Raw genomic sequence first — 15,692 nt, 5'->3', positions numbered from 1 at the left:
GGTGGATCCAGGGTTATCCACAGGATCTCCTGCGATCCCCGCGGGTCCACCCATCCCCGTGTGAGGATGAACGCGTGCTGCTGACGACGCTGTTCTCACTGCCCACCACGATGGCCCTCGACGTGGACGACGAGGGCCGGATGCTCGTGCTGTACGACGGCACCGGCACCCGCCAGGTCAACGAGGTCGCCCCGGACGGGTCCTGGCGTGCACTCACCGATCTCGGCGACACCTGCCGCGGCGCCCGGTTCGTCCCCGGCAGCAGCCAGGTCGTCATCGAACACGACACCGGCGGCGACGAGCGCAGTCAGCTCTCCGTGGTCGACCTCGACGAGCCCGGCCTACCCACACTGACCCCGCTCGTGCACGACTCGGAGTACATCCACAGCCTGGTCGCCGCCCGGACCGGACGGCTGCTCTACACGACGAACCGGCGCAACGGCGTCGACTTCGACCTGGTCACTCGCGACCTGGCCACCGGTCGCGAGACCGTCCTCTACGACGAGGGCGGCTGGGTCATGGGCGTCAGCCCCTCCCCGGACGACAAGTGGGTCGTCCTGGCCAAGGCGAGCACCCCGGCGAACTCGATGCAGCTGCTGCTGGTCGAGACGTCGAGCCGATCCGTCACCGAGCTCACGGCGGAGGACGCGCACAACGACCAGGGCGCTGTCGCCTGGCTGGAGGACTCGTCCGCGTTCCTCGTGTCGACCAACGCGGACCGCGACCGGATGGCGCTGCGCCGCTACGACGTGGTCGACGCGGCGTGGAGCGACGTACTCGTGGACGAGGCGCGCGACCTGGCCGGATGGCCATCACCGGATGGCGAGCACCTGCTGGTCGCCGCGCTGGAGGACGGTGAGGTCGCGCTGGCGTTGCACCGGCTGGAGGACGGCTCGCTCATCGCACCGCTCGACCTGCCCGGCGGTGGCGTCGCGGCGCTGTCGATGGCAACCCCGGATCCGATCTGGTCGTCGGACGGCTCGTTCGCGGCCATCACCTACAACTCGCCGGTGACGCCGCCGACGGTGTTCCGGTTCGTGCCGAGCGGTGAGGTGACCGCGATCCAGCCGCCGGAGACGTCGGAGGTGCCGCCCCAGCTACAGCATCCGGAGAGTCTGCGCGTGCCGTCGTTCGACGGGGAGCAGGTGCCGGTGTTCGTGTTCCGGCCGACCGCTGCGGACCTGGGTTCGACCGTGGTTCATGTGCACGGCGGTCCGGAGGGTGCGGCGCTGCGGATCTGGAGTCCGATCATCTCCGCGCTGGCCGGTGAGGGGCACACGGTCGTCGTGCCGAACGTCCGCGGCTCGGCCGGCTACGGCAAGCGCTGGTACACGCTCGACGACCGAGAGCTGCGCCTGGACTCGGTGAAGGACCTGGCCGCGATCAACACCTGGCTGCCGACCATCGGCGGCGACCCGAAGAGGGCTGCGCTGTGGGGTGGCTCGTACGGCGGCTACATGGTGCTGGCCGGTGTCTCGTTCCAGCCGGACCTGTGGGCGGCCGGAGTGGACATCGTCGGCATCGCTTCCCTGGTGACGTTCCTGGAGAACACCTCCGACTACCGGCGGTCCATGCGTGAGCGCGAGTACGGCTACCTGGCCACGGACCGCGCGTTCCTGGAGTCGGCGAGCCCGCTCAGCCGGGTCGACGACATCCGTGCGCCGCTGTTCGTCATCCATGGCGCCAACGACCCGCGTGTGCCGTTGTCCGAGGCCGAGCAGATCACAGCCGCCCTGACGAAGCGCGGCGTACCGTGCCAGCTGCTGGTCTACCCCGACGAGGGCCACGGTCTCGCCAAACTCAAGAACCGCCTCGACGCGTACCCGCAGGCGTTCAACTTCCTGCGAGAGCACTTGGTGTGAGGGTTACGGCGGTGGCGTCCAGCCGGACCGGCAGGCCCAGCGGTACGGCGAGGTTCAGCGCCTGGTGGCCGATCGCCGCGCCCTCGACCATCGGTACGCCGAGGGGCTCGAGCCGCTCGCGGACCACATCGACTGGATCCTGGACGCCGCTGAAGTCGCCGATCACCAGACCCGTCACCGCATCGAACCACCCGGCGCGCAGCAGCTGGGTCAGCATCCGGTCCACTCGATAGCCGGCCTCGTCGACCTCCTCCAGCACGACGACACCCGCGGGCGGCACATAGGTCGGCGTACCGAGGCTTGAGGCGAGTAGTGCGAGGTTGCCGCCGAGCAGCCGACCCTCAGCGACCCCACCGACGACCGTGCGGCCGCCATGCGGTGCCAGCAAGTCGGTCACACGCGACGGCTCGAACAGCAACGCCCGCAGCCGCTCCCGGCCCTCCGTGTTCCCCAACTGCTCCACAGCCGCAGCCATCGGACCGTGCAGCGTCACCAGACCACGTGCGTTCAGCGGCTCGTGCAGCGCGGTGATGTCGCTGAACCCGAGGAACCACTTCGGTACGGCGACCAGCTCGTCGAAGTCGACGTACTCGAGCATTCGCTGCACGCCGTACCCACCACGCGCGCAGAACACCGCGGCGTACCGCTCGTCCAGCCACGCGTTCCGCAGGTCCTCCGCGCGGGCCTTGTCGTCCGCGGCGAGGTACTCGAACCGCTCGTGCCCGGCCAGTACGGACGGCATCACGTCCACCTCGACGCCCCACGACCTGAGGTGCTCCAGGCCGATCTCGAGGCGTGCACCGTCCACCCGACCCGACGGCGCCACCACAGCAACCCGATCACCAGTCCGCAGCCGCTGCGGCACCACCACGTCAGTCACGCCGAGGACGCTACCAATCCACTCGCAGCATCGTGCTCTTGGAGACTCCGTTCACCGTCACGCCCAGCTGTGCGGTACCCGGGCGGAGAGCGGTGAGCTGGCCCGTCGCCGGGTCGTACGACGCGACTGCCCAGAAGGGCGCCGCCTTTGCCGGACCGATGTACAGGAAGGTCGAGCCCCACCAGTCCGCAGAGACAGGGAAGGTGACTGGCACCCTCCGGTCCTCCTGGATGACCGTGGCGGATGCTGTCGCGGACTGGCCGCGGCGGAGCGACGCGGGGGCGGTCAACTCGAGTGAGTCGACGTGCGGGCGCAGCTCGACCTGGAACCAGGACCGCTCGGGAGCCGACCAGTTCCGCTCGCCAGCCGGCGCAGCCGTCACATGCGGGTCGATCCCGACCAGCGCCCAGCCGGTGAAGCCGCCCGCGTCCGGCGCGGCCGCCGGGCTCTTACCCGAGTTGCCCGTCAGCGGCAGCAGGACACCATCGGTCCGCGTCGCCGCGAACGTCCCGGCGTGCCCCGCCATGTACGCCGCGCCCTTGCCGGTCGAGGCTCTGAAGTTGGCCAGCCATTGGACGATCATCGCGGCTTCCTTGCGGTCACCGAGCTGCGAGTTCTGTGTCGGCGACGGGTCGTCGATCGGGTGGTGCGCCATGACGACCACGTTCTTGATCGACCGATCGGCAGCCGCTGAGTCGAGCTGCTTGCGCAGATCGAGGATCTGGTCGAACCCACCGGCCCGCAGCGACCCGAGCGACGAGTCGCGCAGGATGAACCGGGTGCCCTTGTGGTCGAACGTGCTGGTCGCCGCCCCGAAGACCTTCTTCCACTCCGACAGGTCACCCGGTCCGTAGGTCTCGTGGTTGCCTGGTACGTAGTGCACCGGCACCTTGCCGGCCACCTCTTCGTCGATGATCTGCTTGGCCAGCGCGATGTCCGGCCCGAAGGCGCGGTCGACGAAGTCGCCGTTGATCACCAGGAAGTCGGGATTCTGCGCGAGCGCCTCGCGGATCGTCCGCCGGGCCTGCTTCACGTAGTCGGAGTTCGGGTCGTCGGAGGTGAACTGCGCGTCCGACATCACCGCGAACCGCCAGCGGCCGTTGCCCGTCACGGTCCCGTCGGTGACGACCATCGGGTCGATCACCTTGGCCGGCGGGTCCACCGTCACCGGCGGCGCGCTGCGGATGGTCAGGTCGTCGACGATGATCCGGCCCGAGTACTGCCGGGTCGGCGAGGTCTCCACGACGTAGATCCGCCAGAACCGCAGCGGGTACGCCAGCCCCGGCGGGATGTCCGCCTCGACATACTTCCAGCCGGTCCAGTCGACCGTGGCGGCGAGGTTCAGCGTCTGCGCCGTACCGCCGGCCGCGTCGTACGCGTTCGCCCGCAGCCATGCGCCCTTGCCGTCGCCGTAGATCCAGGCGCCGAGCTTCTGCGGCTGACCGGGCAGCGTCTGCTGCGGAGTCTGCGACAGGTACGCCGCCCGCGTGGCCGTGCTGCCCGTCAGCGAATAGTCGAGCGCGATCGCCGGCCCGCCGTCATGTCCTTCCGCAGCGGACCTCGACGCCGTCGCCGCACCGACCGGTACGGCGTTCGCCGCCCACTTGGTCAGATCGTCCAGCTTGTCGACCACCGTGCTGGTCAGCCCCGACGTCACGCTCAACTGGGTGCTCAGGGCACCGACCTTCGCGGTGATGACGGTCGAGACCGCGTCGTCGGTGAGCGCGTTCACCTCGAAGCCGTTGCGCTTGGCAACGACCTTGACAGCGGCCGGGTCGTAGTCGAGCTTGACGTCGCTCGGCTCGACCCAGGTGGAGAACCCGTCGGCGTCGTACCCGTCGACCTCGAAGAAGCCCTTGGCGGTCGAGTCGGCGAGCGAGACCTGGCGGGTCGAGGGCGCGAGGCGGGTCGGCGTACCGAGCACTGTCATCGGGAACCTTCCGTTCGCTGCGCCGCGGGTCGCGGTGACGATCACGTCGCCGGCTCGGCGGCCCGTGACGACACCGTGCTGGTCGACGCGGACATTGCTGCCGGCGTACCAGGACGGCGTACCCGTTGCGGGCGCGTAGGTCTCGTCGTAGCCGGTGGCGCTCAGCACCCGGCTGAGGCCGGTGAGCACGCGGGAGCTGCGGGAGATGTCCGCGTCGGGGCCTTCTTCGGAGGTGCCGACAGACTCGACGCGAAAGCCCTTCAGCTTGCCGGAGCCCTTGACCGGGAGGAGTCCCAGACCGTTCGGGATCAGCCGCTCGCCGCCGTCGGACGGGTCGTTCACCACGTCCGGCGCGGCCTTGCCCGGTGTCCGGGCCAGCATCGTGGAGGAGCCGCCGCCGTCCAGGTTGAGCGCGTCGTCAGCCCCGAGGCTGATCATCAGCTCGCCCATCTCCTTCAGCGACAACCCACGCGATCCGGTCGCCCGGCCGTCAACGGTGAGCAGGATCATCCGGCTGCCGTCGGCGTCGAACCCGACCGCGGTCCGCGGCGCGAGATCCGCGTCCGGCACGTCGTCGGGGACCTTGCCGTCCTTGGCCAGCTGGTAGTTGCCGCTGATGCCGACCGCGACATCGGCCGCGTCCGGGCGCAGGCCGTACTGCAGGTCGACCTTGTCGCCGATCGCGAAGGCTGCGAGCGCGTCGGCGCCGGCCTCGCGGCCGATCAGCGCCTGCTCGTTGGCGGCCAACGGGGTGGTTGCCGGAGTGGTGGCCGAGGAGACGACCACACCGTCCCGAAGGATCACCTCGCGTACGGTCGGCAGGCCGTCCACGGTCCGGGTCCGGGCCGCGTCGCCCCACTCCGGGGTGTAGAGGCCGATGCCGCCGGTGTTGACGGCCGGCGAATTGAGGTTGGTGAGCTCCAGCTTCGTCGCACCGTCGACAGCCGTCCCCTGGAGGAACAGCTGGGCGATCGAGCCGAGGCCGTCCTTGCCGATCACCGCGGTGTCGTTGTGGCCCGCGGCCGGCGCGTTGAGCAGCTTGCCGCTCTGCTCGACGCCGACGCCGAGCGGCGCGGTGGTGTCGTTGATGTCGAAGAAGTCGCCGTTCACGCCGGCGATCGCGCCCTTGCGGGCGAGCTGCTGACTGAGGGGCTGACCGCCGGACACCTTGCCGCCGTTGTTGACCAGGTCCACGGTCACGCCGTGCTTGTCCAGGTCGGTGTCGAGGATGTCGCCCCGCTGCCACCCTTTCGGGTCGAGCCGCTCGAACGACGTGTAGTTCACGCCCGGCGCGACCGGGCTGTCCACACGCGACGTCAGCACGCCGTCCTGGGCGATCTCGGCGTCGGTGATGCCTTTGGCGGTCTGCCCGAGGGCCGGATTGACGAGGACGCCGGCAAGTAGGCCGCCGACGCCCACCGTAGTGGTCAACACACGAACGATCGACACAGGAGCCTCCCCAACGGACGGACAGCTGTGACAAACTAACCTTTCGCGGACCGAACCGGAAGGTCTTTCACCTACCGTTCGCCTCGAATGCAGCTCAATGCCGGTTGACGAATCCGGTCTCGTAGGCCACCACGACGGCCTGCACCCGGTCGCGGACCCCGAGCTTGGTGAGCAGCCGCGCGACGTGCGTCTTCACGGTCGTCTCGGCCACCACGAGCTCGGCCGCGATCTCGGCGTTGGACAGCCCCCGCGCGATCAACCGCAGTACGTCGAGCTCTCGCTCGGTCAGCGCGGCCAGCTCGGCCGGCATCCCCTTCGGCTCGACCGGCTCGACGAAGCGCTCGACCAGCCGCCGGGTGATCGCCGGCTCGATCAGTGAGTCGCCGGTCGCCGCTGCCCGGACGGCCGCGATCAGGCGGGTCGACGGGGAGTCCTTGAGCAGGAACCCGGCCGCGCCCGCCCGCAGCGCGCGGTAGACGTACTCGTTCTGGTCGAAGGTGGTCAGCACGATGATCGTCGGCGGGTCCGGCTGCCGGCGGATCTCCTCGGTCGCGGACAGCCCGTCGAGCTCGGGCATCCGGATGTCCATCAGGATCACGTCCGGCGCGGCGAGCTGGGCCTGTCGGATGGCCGCCGTACCCGTGTCGGCCTCGGCGACCACCTCGATGTCGCCCTCGGCCTCCAGGATCACCCGGAAACCGGTGCGCACCAGGGTCTGATCGTCGGCAACCAGCACACGGATCTTTTCGGACACAGCCTGATTGTGCCGGATGCGGGTCATCCGTACGGACGACGCGAATCATCCTTGCGCCAGACGTGGACGACAGAAGCCGGAATCTACCTTCGCGACATGGGGTCAGAAGACCCGGGGACGAAGGGACAAAGCAATGAACGAGATCTTCAAAGGGGTCAGGCCTCTCGACTACGCGCTGGCCGGTCTGGCGACCGCTGCGGGGGTGCTGCTGATGATCGAGAACATCACCGCCGCCGACGCCGACCTGCCGCACCCGCTGTCGACGACCACGTGGGCGATGCTGCCGGTGTTCCTGCTGGTCACGCTGCCGATCCTGTGGCGCCGGCGCAACATCCTCGCGGTGGTCGGCTTCACGGCCGTGGCCACGCTGGCGCACGTGGTCGCGTTCGGCTGGCTGACTCGCTGTGGCGTGCTCATCCCGCTGGGCTTCGCGCTCGCGTACGCCGTTGCGCGGTACGCCGGCTCGTGGGCGAACCAGCTGATCGGTCTCGCGGGAATCGTCGCCGGCCAGCTCGTGATGCTGTGGCGGGACGCGTCGATCGACACCGTCGCCGGCGCGCTGGTGATCGCACTGCCGGGGATCGCGCTCTTCTACGGGATCGGCGTACTCGTGCAGAATCGAGTCACCAAGCAGTCCGCCGCGGTGGCGACGGTCCACGAGCACACGGCCGCTTGAGTAGGAGCTGGTCATGGGTGGGGTCTTCAGAGGGGTCAAGCTCCGCGATTGGGGGATCGCGGGCGGCCTCACCGTGCTCGGTGTCCTGCTGATGGTCGAGAACATCCAGACCTCCGACGCCCAGGTGCGCAACGCCATCGCGGAGGGATCGATGGTGCACGCACAGAGCTCGCACTCGTTCTGGATGATTCCGGTGTTCGCGGCGGCGACGGTTCCGGTGCTGTGGTGGCGGCGAGGCATCCTCGCCGTCGCCACGGTCTCCACGCTGGCGCTGGCCGCGCACGACCTGTTGTTCGGATGGGTGACCCGCTGCGGCGCGGGTCTCCCGCTCGCGTTCGTGCTCGCGTTCCTCGGGGCGCTGGCGGCCAACCGGACGATCGCCTGGATGGTGGGCGGGCTCAGCGTCGTACTGACCGTGCTCGTGGTGGTGGTCGACGCGACCACCGGCCCGAGTGCGGCCCTGCTCGCGCTGCCGATCGTGTGCATCGTGTTCGGGGTCGGACTGGCGGCTCGCCGTCGTACGGCGCTGAACCTGGAGCTCGCGCACCGCGAAGCGGAGCTGCGGCAACTGCGGGACGACCGGGCGGCGGTCGAGGTCGCGGACGACCGGGCCCGGCTGTCGCGGCAGCTCGACGGACTGCTGCAGGAGCGGCTCGCCGACCTGACCACGGCGGCCGAGTCCGCGGACGGGTTGCCGCCCGCGGAGGCGAGGGCGGTGCTGGAGTCGATCGAGTCGGACAGCCGGCGGACGCTCGACGACATGCGGGAGATCGTCGGGCTGCTGCGCGGTGACGACGTCGCGTTCGCGCCGACCCCGACAGTGGCGCATCTCGACACGTTGCTCGCACGGCTGCGTACGGCGCACTCGCAGCTGGTGGTGACGGGCGACCCGCGGGCCTTGCCCGCGACGGTCGAGCTTTCGGCGTACCGGATCGTCGAGCATCTCGTGACCGCGCTGGCCGATCAGGCCGATGCGCCGATCGTCGTGTCGGTGCGCTTCGAGGCCGATGCGCTCGAGATCCGGGTGAACGGGCAGGTCGGCGAGGCGGCCGATCTGAAGGCGGCCGTGGCCCGGGCGAAGGAGCGCGCGAAGTTGCTCGGCGGTTCGGTCGAGGTGAAGGTCACCAAGGGCCGGGCGGGTGCCGTCGCTCAGCTGCCGGTGGTTGGTTGAGCGAGATGAACGCCGCGCGCAGGCTCGAAGCAGTGGGGATCGTGGCGCTGGTCGCCGCGGTCATCGCCCTGCCGACGGCGATCCACGGCTGGCCTACGTCCGTCGTCGGGAACCTCTTCACGGCGGCCCTGATCGGGAGCGGGCTCACGCTGTTGTGGTGGCGGAGCCGTCCCCGGCTGGTCGCCGTACTGGGCGGCGCGCTCGTGCTGGTGCCGGTCGTGCTCAACGCGTACGGGTGGTTCCCGGATACGGCGTTCGCGATCCTCGCGCTGCTCACGCTCGTGGCGGCGCTCGGGTGGTCCGGGCGGGCCTCGTGGGCGGTCGCGGGCGCGCTGGCGGCGTACTTGGCGGTGCTCTGGATGATCCTCGGGGACAACATCGAGGTTCCGTTGATCATGTTCAGCGTGCCGAGTTTCCTGGCCGGGACGGTACTGCGGTTGCACTGGGAGTCGGCAGAGGCGCTCGCGCGGCGTGGGCGCGAGCTCGAGGAGGAGCGCGAGCTGTTCGCGGAGCTCGCCGTACGGCATGAGCGGGCGCGGATCGCGTCGGAGCTGCACGACATCGTCGGGCATGCGATCAGCGTGATGGTGATCCAGGCGGCGGCCGGGCAGCGGCTGGTCGACCGGGATCCGGTCGGTACGTCGCAGGTGTTCGCCGGGCTCGCGGAGTCGGCTCGGCAGGGGCACGAGGACCTGCGCCGGCTGGTCGAGCTGCTCGGTGGGATGGAGGTCGGCGGGCCGGACCTGTCGCTGATCGAGGAGATCGTCACGCGGGCGGCGCGGAGCGGGCTCGACGTGTCGTGCCGGTTCGAGGGTTCGCGCGACGGGGTGTCGGCGCCGGTCGCGCATGCGGCGTTCCGGGTCGTGCAGGAGAGCCTGACGAACGCGCTGCGCTACGCACCCGGTGCTGCGGTCCGGGTCCTGGTCCGTGGATCAGGCCGGGACCTGAGGGTGCGGGTGGAGAACGGCGACGCGGTCCCGCAGCAGTCGCTGCTGTCCGGGACAGGCCATGGGTTGGCGGGACTGCGGGAACGCGTGCAGGACCTGGGTGGTCAGCTGGTCGCGGGACCGGTCGCCGGGGGCTGGCTGGTCGAAGCGACGATGCCCGGCGGCGACCGCCGACGCGCCAGGCGGGCAGTCGGCCGCCGCGGCTGAACGTCAGTTGGTGCTGACCGGGCGGCCGGAGGTCTGCCAGGCGTGCATGCCGCCGTCGAGGTTGATGGCCTCGCGGCCGACCTGGTTGAGGAACTGGGTGGCCATGCCGGAGCGGCCGCCGACCGCGCAGACGCAGAGCACCTTCTGGTCCAGCGGAACCTCGCCGACCCGGTCCTGGAGCTGACCGAGCGGAATGTGCACGGCCCCGTCGATGTGCCCACGGTCCCACTCGTCCGGCTCGCGCACGTCCAGCACGAATGCCTCGGCGAGCAGCTCGTCGTCGAGCTCGGCCACGACCACCGCGGGGATCTCCTGGTTCCGGAACATGCCCCAAGCATGGCAGACCGGTGGTACCCGCACGTGGCCGGTTCCGGAAGGCGGTTGCCCGGAGTCCGGAAAGCTATTGACACCGGGCGGGGGATTTCGGACCGTGGCTCGAAGGGAGGCTGCGGTGGCGCTGATTCAGGGGATCCCGGGAGAGTTCGAACCGCAACCCTGGGGTGAGGCGATCCTGCGGAGTCGTGAGCTCCTGCTGCTCCGGATCGCACGCCGTCCGCCGGACCACGAAGTACGCCTGCCAGGTCTCGCTACGAGTCCACTGCACGTCGTCGAGGACCACACCGGCCGCGCGCTGACCTGGCGCCACGACGGTGACGAACTGGTTGTCCGGCTGCCCGACTCGGCCGAGTCCCCGGTCGTCCGCGTCGCGTTGCAGGGGAAGCTGCGGATCGTCCCACCGGACACGGTCACCGCCAACGCGGACGGCGTCTGGGACCTCACGCCGATCGGCAGAACCGCCCACCTCGTCGCGCGTCGCGCCGCGGATGTCGCCGTGCGGTTCGTCGGGATGGCGGAGCCGGACAGCATGCACCACATCCGCCTGGCGGGTCGTCGGTACGGCGTGAGGGGTCAGCAGCTCACGCGGACCACCGTCGGCCCGTTCCCGATGCCTGCGCTTCGAGTGGTGCCGCTCGCGATTCCCATCGGCGTACGGCGGGTGCTCGTCGCGCCGGTCGGCGCCGTACTGGCCTCGATCCATCCGGGCCGCGACGAGGTCACCGTGGTGGTGACGAACTTCGGCCGGACGCCGGCGCGTGGTGAGGTCGAGCTCGCGCTGCCGCCGGGATGGTCCGCGACCGAGCAGGCCTGGAGCTTCGACGGGCTCGAACCGGGCCGGTCCGTCGGGTGGGCGACGCGGGTCGCCGGCTCGCCCGGCCGGCACGAGCTGCGGGTGCGGTTGGAGGCGGGTCGACGGTCGGCTTCATCACCGTACGTCGTTGCGCTGTGACCGCTTGCATTCTGAGAGCGCTTCACCTGTACTGATCGGGAATCGATCTACCGCCCCGATCGAGGAGTCACGCATGCGCAGAACCACTGTCCGCCTGCTCGCCGCCGGAATCCTGCTCGTCACCGGCGCCGCCGGCGCTCCGGCCGCGGCCGCCTCTGAAGTCATCGCACCGACGACCGCCGTACGCGCGCCTGCACTGCCGCCCAAGGCGCCGGCCGGTGCGTTGGACGCGACCGGATACTGGACCGCGGAGAAGCTGCGGAACGCCATCCCGGCCGATCTGCCGACGGGAACCCCTTCAAAACAAGGGACTTCGACCTCGAGTGGAGTCGCCTCGAAGCCCGTCGCGCCGCGCGGGACGAAGCTCGCGAACGACGCAGTGCCCAGTACGGCGGGCAAGTTGTTCTTCACGGACAACGGGCTGAACTACGTCTGCTCCGCGTCCACGATCAACAACAACTACAAGAACCTGATCATCACCGCGGGACACTGCGTGCACAGCGGCGCCGGTGGTGCGTGGCACTCGAACATCGTTTTCGCGCCGGCGTACTACAACGGGCAGTCCGGGTACGGCCTGTGGAACTGGAGTCAGGCGCGCGCGTTCGACTCCTGGATCAACAGCAGCGACTTCACCCACGACCAGGCGTTCGTCACGCTGCAGCAGCGCAACGGCGCGAACCTGATCGACGCGGTAGGCGGGAACGGACTGGTCTGGGGCAACAGCCAGAGCCAGCCCGGCACGCGGATCTGGGGCTGGCCGGCCGAGCCGCCGTACAACGGCGAGGTGCCGTACTACTGCGACGGCGACACGTACGCGTGGGGCGCGGACGCGGCCCTGACCTGCTCGATGAACGGCGGCGCCAGCGGCGGCCCCTGGCTCAAGGACCGCATCGACGCCAACCTCGGCTACGTCTTCGCGGTGACTTCACGCCGCACGACAAGCGGCACCCCGACCCTGCTGTCGACCCCGAACACGCCCGACGTGAAGACCATGTTCGACCAGATGACTACTTGAGCAGCTTGGACAACCGGCGGTCGGCGAGGGGCTTGCCGCCGGTTTGGCAGGTGGCGCAGTACTGCAGGGAGGAGTCGGCGAAGCTGACCTCGCGGACGATGTCGCCGCAGATCGGGCATTTCTCGCCCTTGCGGCCGTGGACGCGCAGGCCGGACTTCTTCTCCGACTTCAGGTCCTGTACGGCGAGGCCGGCGGAGCGGTCGACCGCGTCCTGGAGGGTCTCGCGCATCGCGTCGTACAGGGTCCTGAGCTCGTCCTCGGACAAGTTCGACGCCGGTTTGAACGGGCTCATCTTCGCGACGTGCAGGATCTCGTCGGAGTACGCGTTGCCGATGCCGGCGATCACCGACTGGCTCCGCAGGACGCCCTTGAGCTGGACCCGGCCCTGGCGCTTGAGGATGTCGCTGAAGTCCTCGAGCGACAGCGTGAACGGATCCGGCCCGAGCCGCGCGATCCCGGGGACCTCGTCGACGTCGCGCACGACGTACACCGCGAGCTTCTTCTGCGTCCCGGCCTCGGTCAGGTCGAACCCTGACCCGTCGTCGAGCACGGTCCGGAGCGCGATCGGGCCCTTCCCCGGTCGCACGAGTCCGGTGTTCTGCTCGTCTTTCCACCGGAGCCAGCCGGCGCGGGCCAGATGGATCACCAGGTGCACGCCCTGCGCGGAGATATCCAGGAACTTCCCGTGCCGCTGCACGTCGTCGATCAGCAACCCGACCATCGCAGACACCGGCGGGTCATACGTCTTCAGCGCACTGATAGCCGTGATGTCAGCGCGCACGAACGCATGCCCCACCGCCCGCTCCCGCAAAAACGCGGCCAGCGACTCCACCTCCGGCAACTCAGGCACCCTCCTAGTGTGCCTGACGCCAGGGACAGTTCCGGCGGATCACCCATGGAAGGGGGTTGTGGCGGACGGTAGCGTCGGGGGCAACAGAGTTTGGGAGGCCCTGATGGGGTTTGTTAAGACGTTGGTGAAGGGCGCTGTCGTCGCCAAGTTGGTGCAGGTTGCGCAGCGTGAGCTGAGCAAGCCGGAGAACCAGCAGAAGATCAAGGAAGCATTCCAGAAGGTCCAGCAGCGCCGCGCTCACTGAGCCTGGTTACCGGGCAGGTTTGTGCGCCTGGAGGGTGTAGGTGGCGGCCAGATGGTGCGGATTCTCCGTGAGGCGCCACTCACCGTCGCCGTCCTCGGTCATGAGGCCGGGGAGGGCGTTCCAGGGTGCGCTGTCGTGTTCGGTGAGTGAGTCGAACACGAGCCCGGCCTGCTGTACCGCGGTGATGATCTCGCCGAGCCCGTGGTTCCACTCGTGCGTGACAGTGGTGGCGAACTCGACCTCGGTCTCGACGTACGTGCCGCCCTCGTCCCACACGATCGCCTCCGCGGTCTCGAAGTACGGGAAGCGCACCTCGGGGACCTCCGTGCCGGCGTCCAGCGCCCACAGCATCGGATGCCCCTCACGGAGGAAGAGCCGTCCGCCAGGCTTCAGCAATCCGGCGACCACCTGCGCCCACCGCTGGATATCGGGCAGCCAGCACAGCGCCCCGATCCCGGTGTAAACGAAGTCGTACGACGCCGCGCCGAGCACCTCCACCGCGTCGTACACGTCGGCCACCTGGAAGTCCATCGCCAACCCGAGCCGCTCCGCCATCGACTGAGCCTGCTCGACCGCCGCCGGTGAGAAGTCGAGCCCGCTCATACGCGCACCCAGCCGCGCCAACGACACGGTGTCCGTGCCGATGTGGCACTGCAGGTGTACGCCGCGCAGTCCGCTGACGTCGCCGAGCCGCGGCCGGTCGAACCGGACCACCTCACTCAGGTACGAGGGGTCCGAGAGGAACTGCTCCACGTGGTAGCTGGGCGACGCCACGTGCGCCGGCACCCGCTCGTCCCAGTTGGCCCGGTTGACGTCCCGATAGTCAGTCACGGGTCCGAGGGTATTCGGGGTAGGGCTAGCTCTACCCCCGGACGGGATTCAGCGCGACTGTGCCCGGGGGGCTGTGCTGGTGTGCTGGAGGGCATGAGCCAGGTACTGGATCGGACGCGCATTCAGGACATCGACGCGCTGCGTGGTTTCGCCCTCCTGGGCATCTTGGTCGTGAACATCACCTTCGCCGCATCCGGGTTCCCGATCCACGTCGCGGACGACCCGGCGTACAACTCCTGGCTCGACCAGACGCTGCGCTGGCTCTCCATGGCCTTCGTGGACATGAAGTTCTACCTGCTGTTCTCGTTCCTGTTCGGGTACAGCTTCCAACTGCAGATGGAGGCGGCGCAGCGAGCGGGCGCAGCGTTCCGGCCGCGGATGCTGCGGCGGCTGGGCGGCCTGTTCGTGATCGGCGTACTGCACGGCGTCTTCCTGATCACCGGCGACATCCTCAGCGTGTACGCGATCATCGGCCTGGTCCTGCTCGGCATGCGCCGCGTCAAGGACCGTACGGCGCTCCTGGTCGCCGGAGCGATCTACGCGTACCTGTTCGTCACGCTGGCAGTCGCAGCGCTGTTCCTGGACACCTCAGCGATCCTCGACCCGAGTACTGCGGTCGCCGCCGCGCAGCAGACCACCGCGAACCTGGCCGGCTCGTTCAGCGAGGTCATCGGCGAGCACGTACGCGCACTGCCGACGTACGGCCTGTCGCTGCTGACGGTGCAAGGCCCGACCACCCTGGCCGCGTTCCTGGTCGGCATGGTGGTCGGACGGCGCCGCCTGCTGAAGAACCTCAACGGCACCGAGGCGGCACTACGGCTCATCCAACTCGTCGGCTTCACCGTAGGGATCACCGGCGGCTTGTACTACGCGTCGCTCGGCGGCAACGGCGACACCAGCGGCGTACTGATCAGCGTGATGACCGCACCGTTCCTGACGGCCGCGTACGTCGCATCGCTGCTGCGGTTCATGCACACCGATCGCGGCGAGGACATCCGCCGGCTACTGGCACCGGCCGGCCGCATGGCGTTGTCGAACTACCTGGGACAGTCAGTGGCGACACTGCTGATCTTCACCGGCGTCGGGTTCGGCCTGGTGGGTCAGGTGTCGCCACTGGAGACCATCGGCTTCGCGGTCGGGATCTTCGTCCTGCAGGTGATCCTGAGCCACTTCTGGCTCAGCACCTTCCGCTACGGCCCGGTCGAAGGAGCACTGCGGGCGGCCACGAACGCGACCGCCCCCAGCTGGCGAAAGGTCGATCAGGCCGCGTGACGGCCGTGGGTGCTGTGCAGCCGGATCGCGTGCACGGATCCGGTGGTCGAAAGGGGCTTGTGGGCAAAGGGCTTGGCCGCTGCGCCGAGCGCGAGCAGGTCGAGCTTGGTCCGGGCCACGTCGCGGTCGTCGGCGACCCAGGTGCCCTTCGGGCCGGCCGCCGGACCGGTCGAGTGGCGCCTGTTGCTGATCTCCAGAGCTGCGATCACAGCCAGCACGAGTACTACGAGAACTACGTATCCGGTCATGGCAGTAATGATTCTACCATTCAGATCCTGCCACCAGTGGCACTATTGACATAGTTCGACAAATTCCT

At 69.3% G+C, this 15,692-nt stretch carries 15 protein-coding genes; 8 read left to right on the top strand and 7 right to left on the bottom strand.

Annotated elements, in window-relative coordinates:
* Positions 1 to 74: 74 nt before the first annotated feature.
* Positions 75 to 1,862 carry an alpha/beta fold hydrolase gene (locus ACIA58_RS07550; protein ID WP_396402758.1) on the top strand — a complete coding sequence of 596 codons (1,788 nt, stop codon included), beginning with the start codon at positions 75 to 77 and terminating at the stop codon, positions 1,860 to 1,862.
* Here ACIA58_RS07550 and ACIA58_RS07545 read toward each other — a convergent pair.
* The 3 genes from ACIA58_RS07545 to ACIA58_RS07535 form a co-directional block, all read right to left on the bottom strand.
* Positions 1,834 to 2,742 (bottom strand): LD-carboxypeptidase, encoded by a 909-nt coding sequence (locus tag ACIA58_RS07545; RefSeq protein WP_396402757.1) that lies wholly within the window; start codon positions 2,740 to 2,742, stop codon positions 1,834 to 1,836. The two genes, ACIA58_RS07550 and ACIA58_RS07545, sit on opposite strands and share 29 nt — an antisense overlap.
* Before the next feature lie 10 nt (positions 2,743 to 2,752).
* Complete coding sequence (locus tag ACIA58_RS07540) at positions 2,753 to 6,103, bottom strand: phosphodiester glycosidase family protein (protein ID WP_396402756.1); 3,351 nt, start codon at positions 6,101 to 6,103, stop codon at positions 2,753 to 2,755.
* 112 nt (positions 6,104 to 6,215) lie between these two features.
* Positions 6,216 to 6,875, bottom strand: coding sequence for a response regulator (locus ACIA58_RS07535; protein WP_396402755.1), 660 nt, complete (start codon positions 6,873 to 6,875; stop codon positions 6,216 to 6,218).
* Between the two features lie 133 nt (positions 6,876 to 7,008).
* On the opposite strand from ACIA58_RS07535, the gene ACIA58_RS07530 reads away from it, so the two are divergent.
* The 3 genes from ACIA58_RS07530 to ACIA58_RS07520 are packed head-to-tail and all read left to right on the top strand — an operon-like array spanning position 7,009 to position 9,876.
* Positions 7,009 to 7,551, top strand: a complete 543-nt coding sequence (locus ACIA58_RS07530) for a hypothetical protein (RefSeq protein WP_396402754.1) — start codon at positions 7,009 to 7,011, stop codon at positions 7,549 to 7,551.
* 13 nt (positions 7,552 to 7,564) lie between these two features.
* Positions 7,565 to 8,722: a sensor histidine kinase gene (locus tag ACIA58_RS07525; RefSeq protein ID WP_396402753.1), complete on the top strand. Its 1,158-nt coding sequence runs from the start codon at positions 7,565 to 7,567 to the stop codon at positions 8,720 to 8,722.
* Between the two features lie 5 nt (positions 8,723 to 8,727).
* Positions 8,728 to 9,876, top strand: a complete 1,149-nt coding sequence (locus ACIA58_RS07520) for a sensor histidine kinase (protein ID WP_396403320.1) — start codon at positions 8,728 to 8,730, stop codon at positions 9,874 to 9,876.
* Positions 9,877 to 9,879: 3 nt separating this feature from the next.
* Here ACIA58_RS07520 and ACIA58_RS07515 read toward each other — a convergent pair whose 3' ends face one another.
* Entirely contained in the window at positions 9,880 to 10,203 is a 324-nt protein-coding gene (locus tag ACIA58_RS07515) for a rhodanese-like domain-containing protein (RefSeq protein ID WP_396402752.1), read from the bottom strand.
* Positions 10,204 to 10,327: 124 nt separating this feature from the next.
* On the opposite strand from ACIA58_RS07515, the gene ACIA58_RS07510 reads away from it, so the two are divergent.
* The gene (locus ACIA58_RS07510; protein WP_396402751.1) at positions 10,328 to 11,164 is read left to right on the top strand and encodes a hypothetical protein; all 837 of its coding nucleotides are present in this window, start codon (positions 10,328 to 10,330) and stop codon (positions 11,162 to 11,164) included.
* A 73-nt stretch (positions 11,165 to 11,237) separates the two neighbouring features.
* Positions 11,238 to 12,179, top strand: a complete 942-nt coding sequence (locus tag ACIA58_RS07505; RefSeq protein ID WP_396402750.1) for a trypsin-like serine peptidase — start codon at positions 11,238 to 11,240, stop codon at positions 12,177 to 12,179.
* On the opposite strand, the gene ACIA58_RS07500 is transcribed toward ACIA58_RS07505, so the two are convergent.
* On the bottom strand, positions 12,172 to 13,029 hold the full coding sequence (locus ACIA58_RS07500; protein ID WP_396402749.1) for a DNA-formamidopyrimidine glycosylase family protein: 858 nt from the start codon (positions 13,027 to 13,029) through the stop codon (positions 12,172 to 12,174). The genes ACIA58_RS07505 and ACIA58_RS07500 overlap by 8 nt on opposite strands.
* A gap of 103 nt (positions 13,030 to 13,132) precedes the next feature.
* On the opposite strand from ACIA58_RS07500, the gene ACIA58_RS07495 reads away from it, so the two are divergent.
* A complete protein-coding gene (locus ACIA58_RS07495; protein ID WP_396402748.1) occupies positions 13,133 to 13,273 on the top strand; it encodes a hypothetical protein in 141 nt (46 codons plus the stop codon).
* A 6-nt stretch (positions 13,274 to 13,279) separates the two neighbouring features.
* Here the strand turns inward: ACIA58_RS07495 and ACIA58_RS07490 are convergent, their stop codons facing one another.
* Entirely contained in the window at positions 13,280 to 14,104 is an 825-nt protein-coding gene (locus ACIA58_RS07490; RefSeq protein ID WP_396402747.1) for a class I SAM-dependent methyltransferase, read from the bottom strand.
* Between the two features lie 93 nt (positions 14,105 to 14,197).
* Between ACIA58_RS07490 and ACIA58_RS07485 the strand changes: the two genes are divergently transcribed.
* Positions 14,198 to 15,376, top strand: a complete 1,179-nt coding sequence (locus tag ACIA58_RS07485; RefSeq protein ID WP_396402746.1) for a DUF418 domain-containing protein — start codon at positions 14,198 to 14,200, stop codon at positions 15,374 to 15,376.
* Here the strand turns inward: ACIA58_RS07485 and ACIA58_RS07480 are convergent.
* Complete coding sequence (locus ACIA58_RS07480; RefSeq protein ID WP_396402745.1) at positions 15,364 to 15,624, bottom strand: hypothetical protein; 261 nt, start codon at positions 15,622 to 15,624, stop codon at positions 15,364 to 15,366. The two genes, ACIA58_RS07485 and ACIA58_RS07480, sit on opposite strands and share 13 nt — an antisense overlap.
* Positions 15,625 to 15,692 lie beyond the last annotated feature (68 nt).

This window comes from Kribbella sp. NPDC051586 (genome assembly GCF_044453965.1).
Taxonomy (GTDB): Bacteria; Actinomycetota; Actinomycetes; order Propionibacteriales; family Kribbellaceae; genus Kribbella.
Note: the sequence above shows the minus strand (reverse complement) of the source record. Positions and strands in the feature narration are given on the sequence as shown.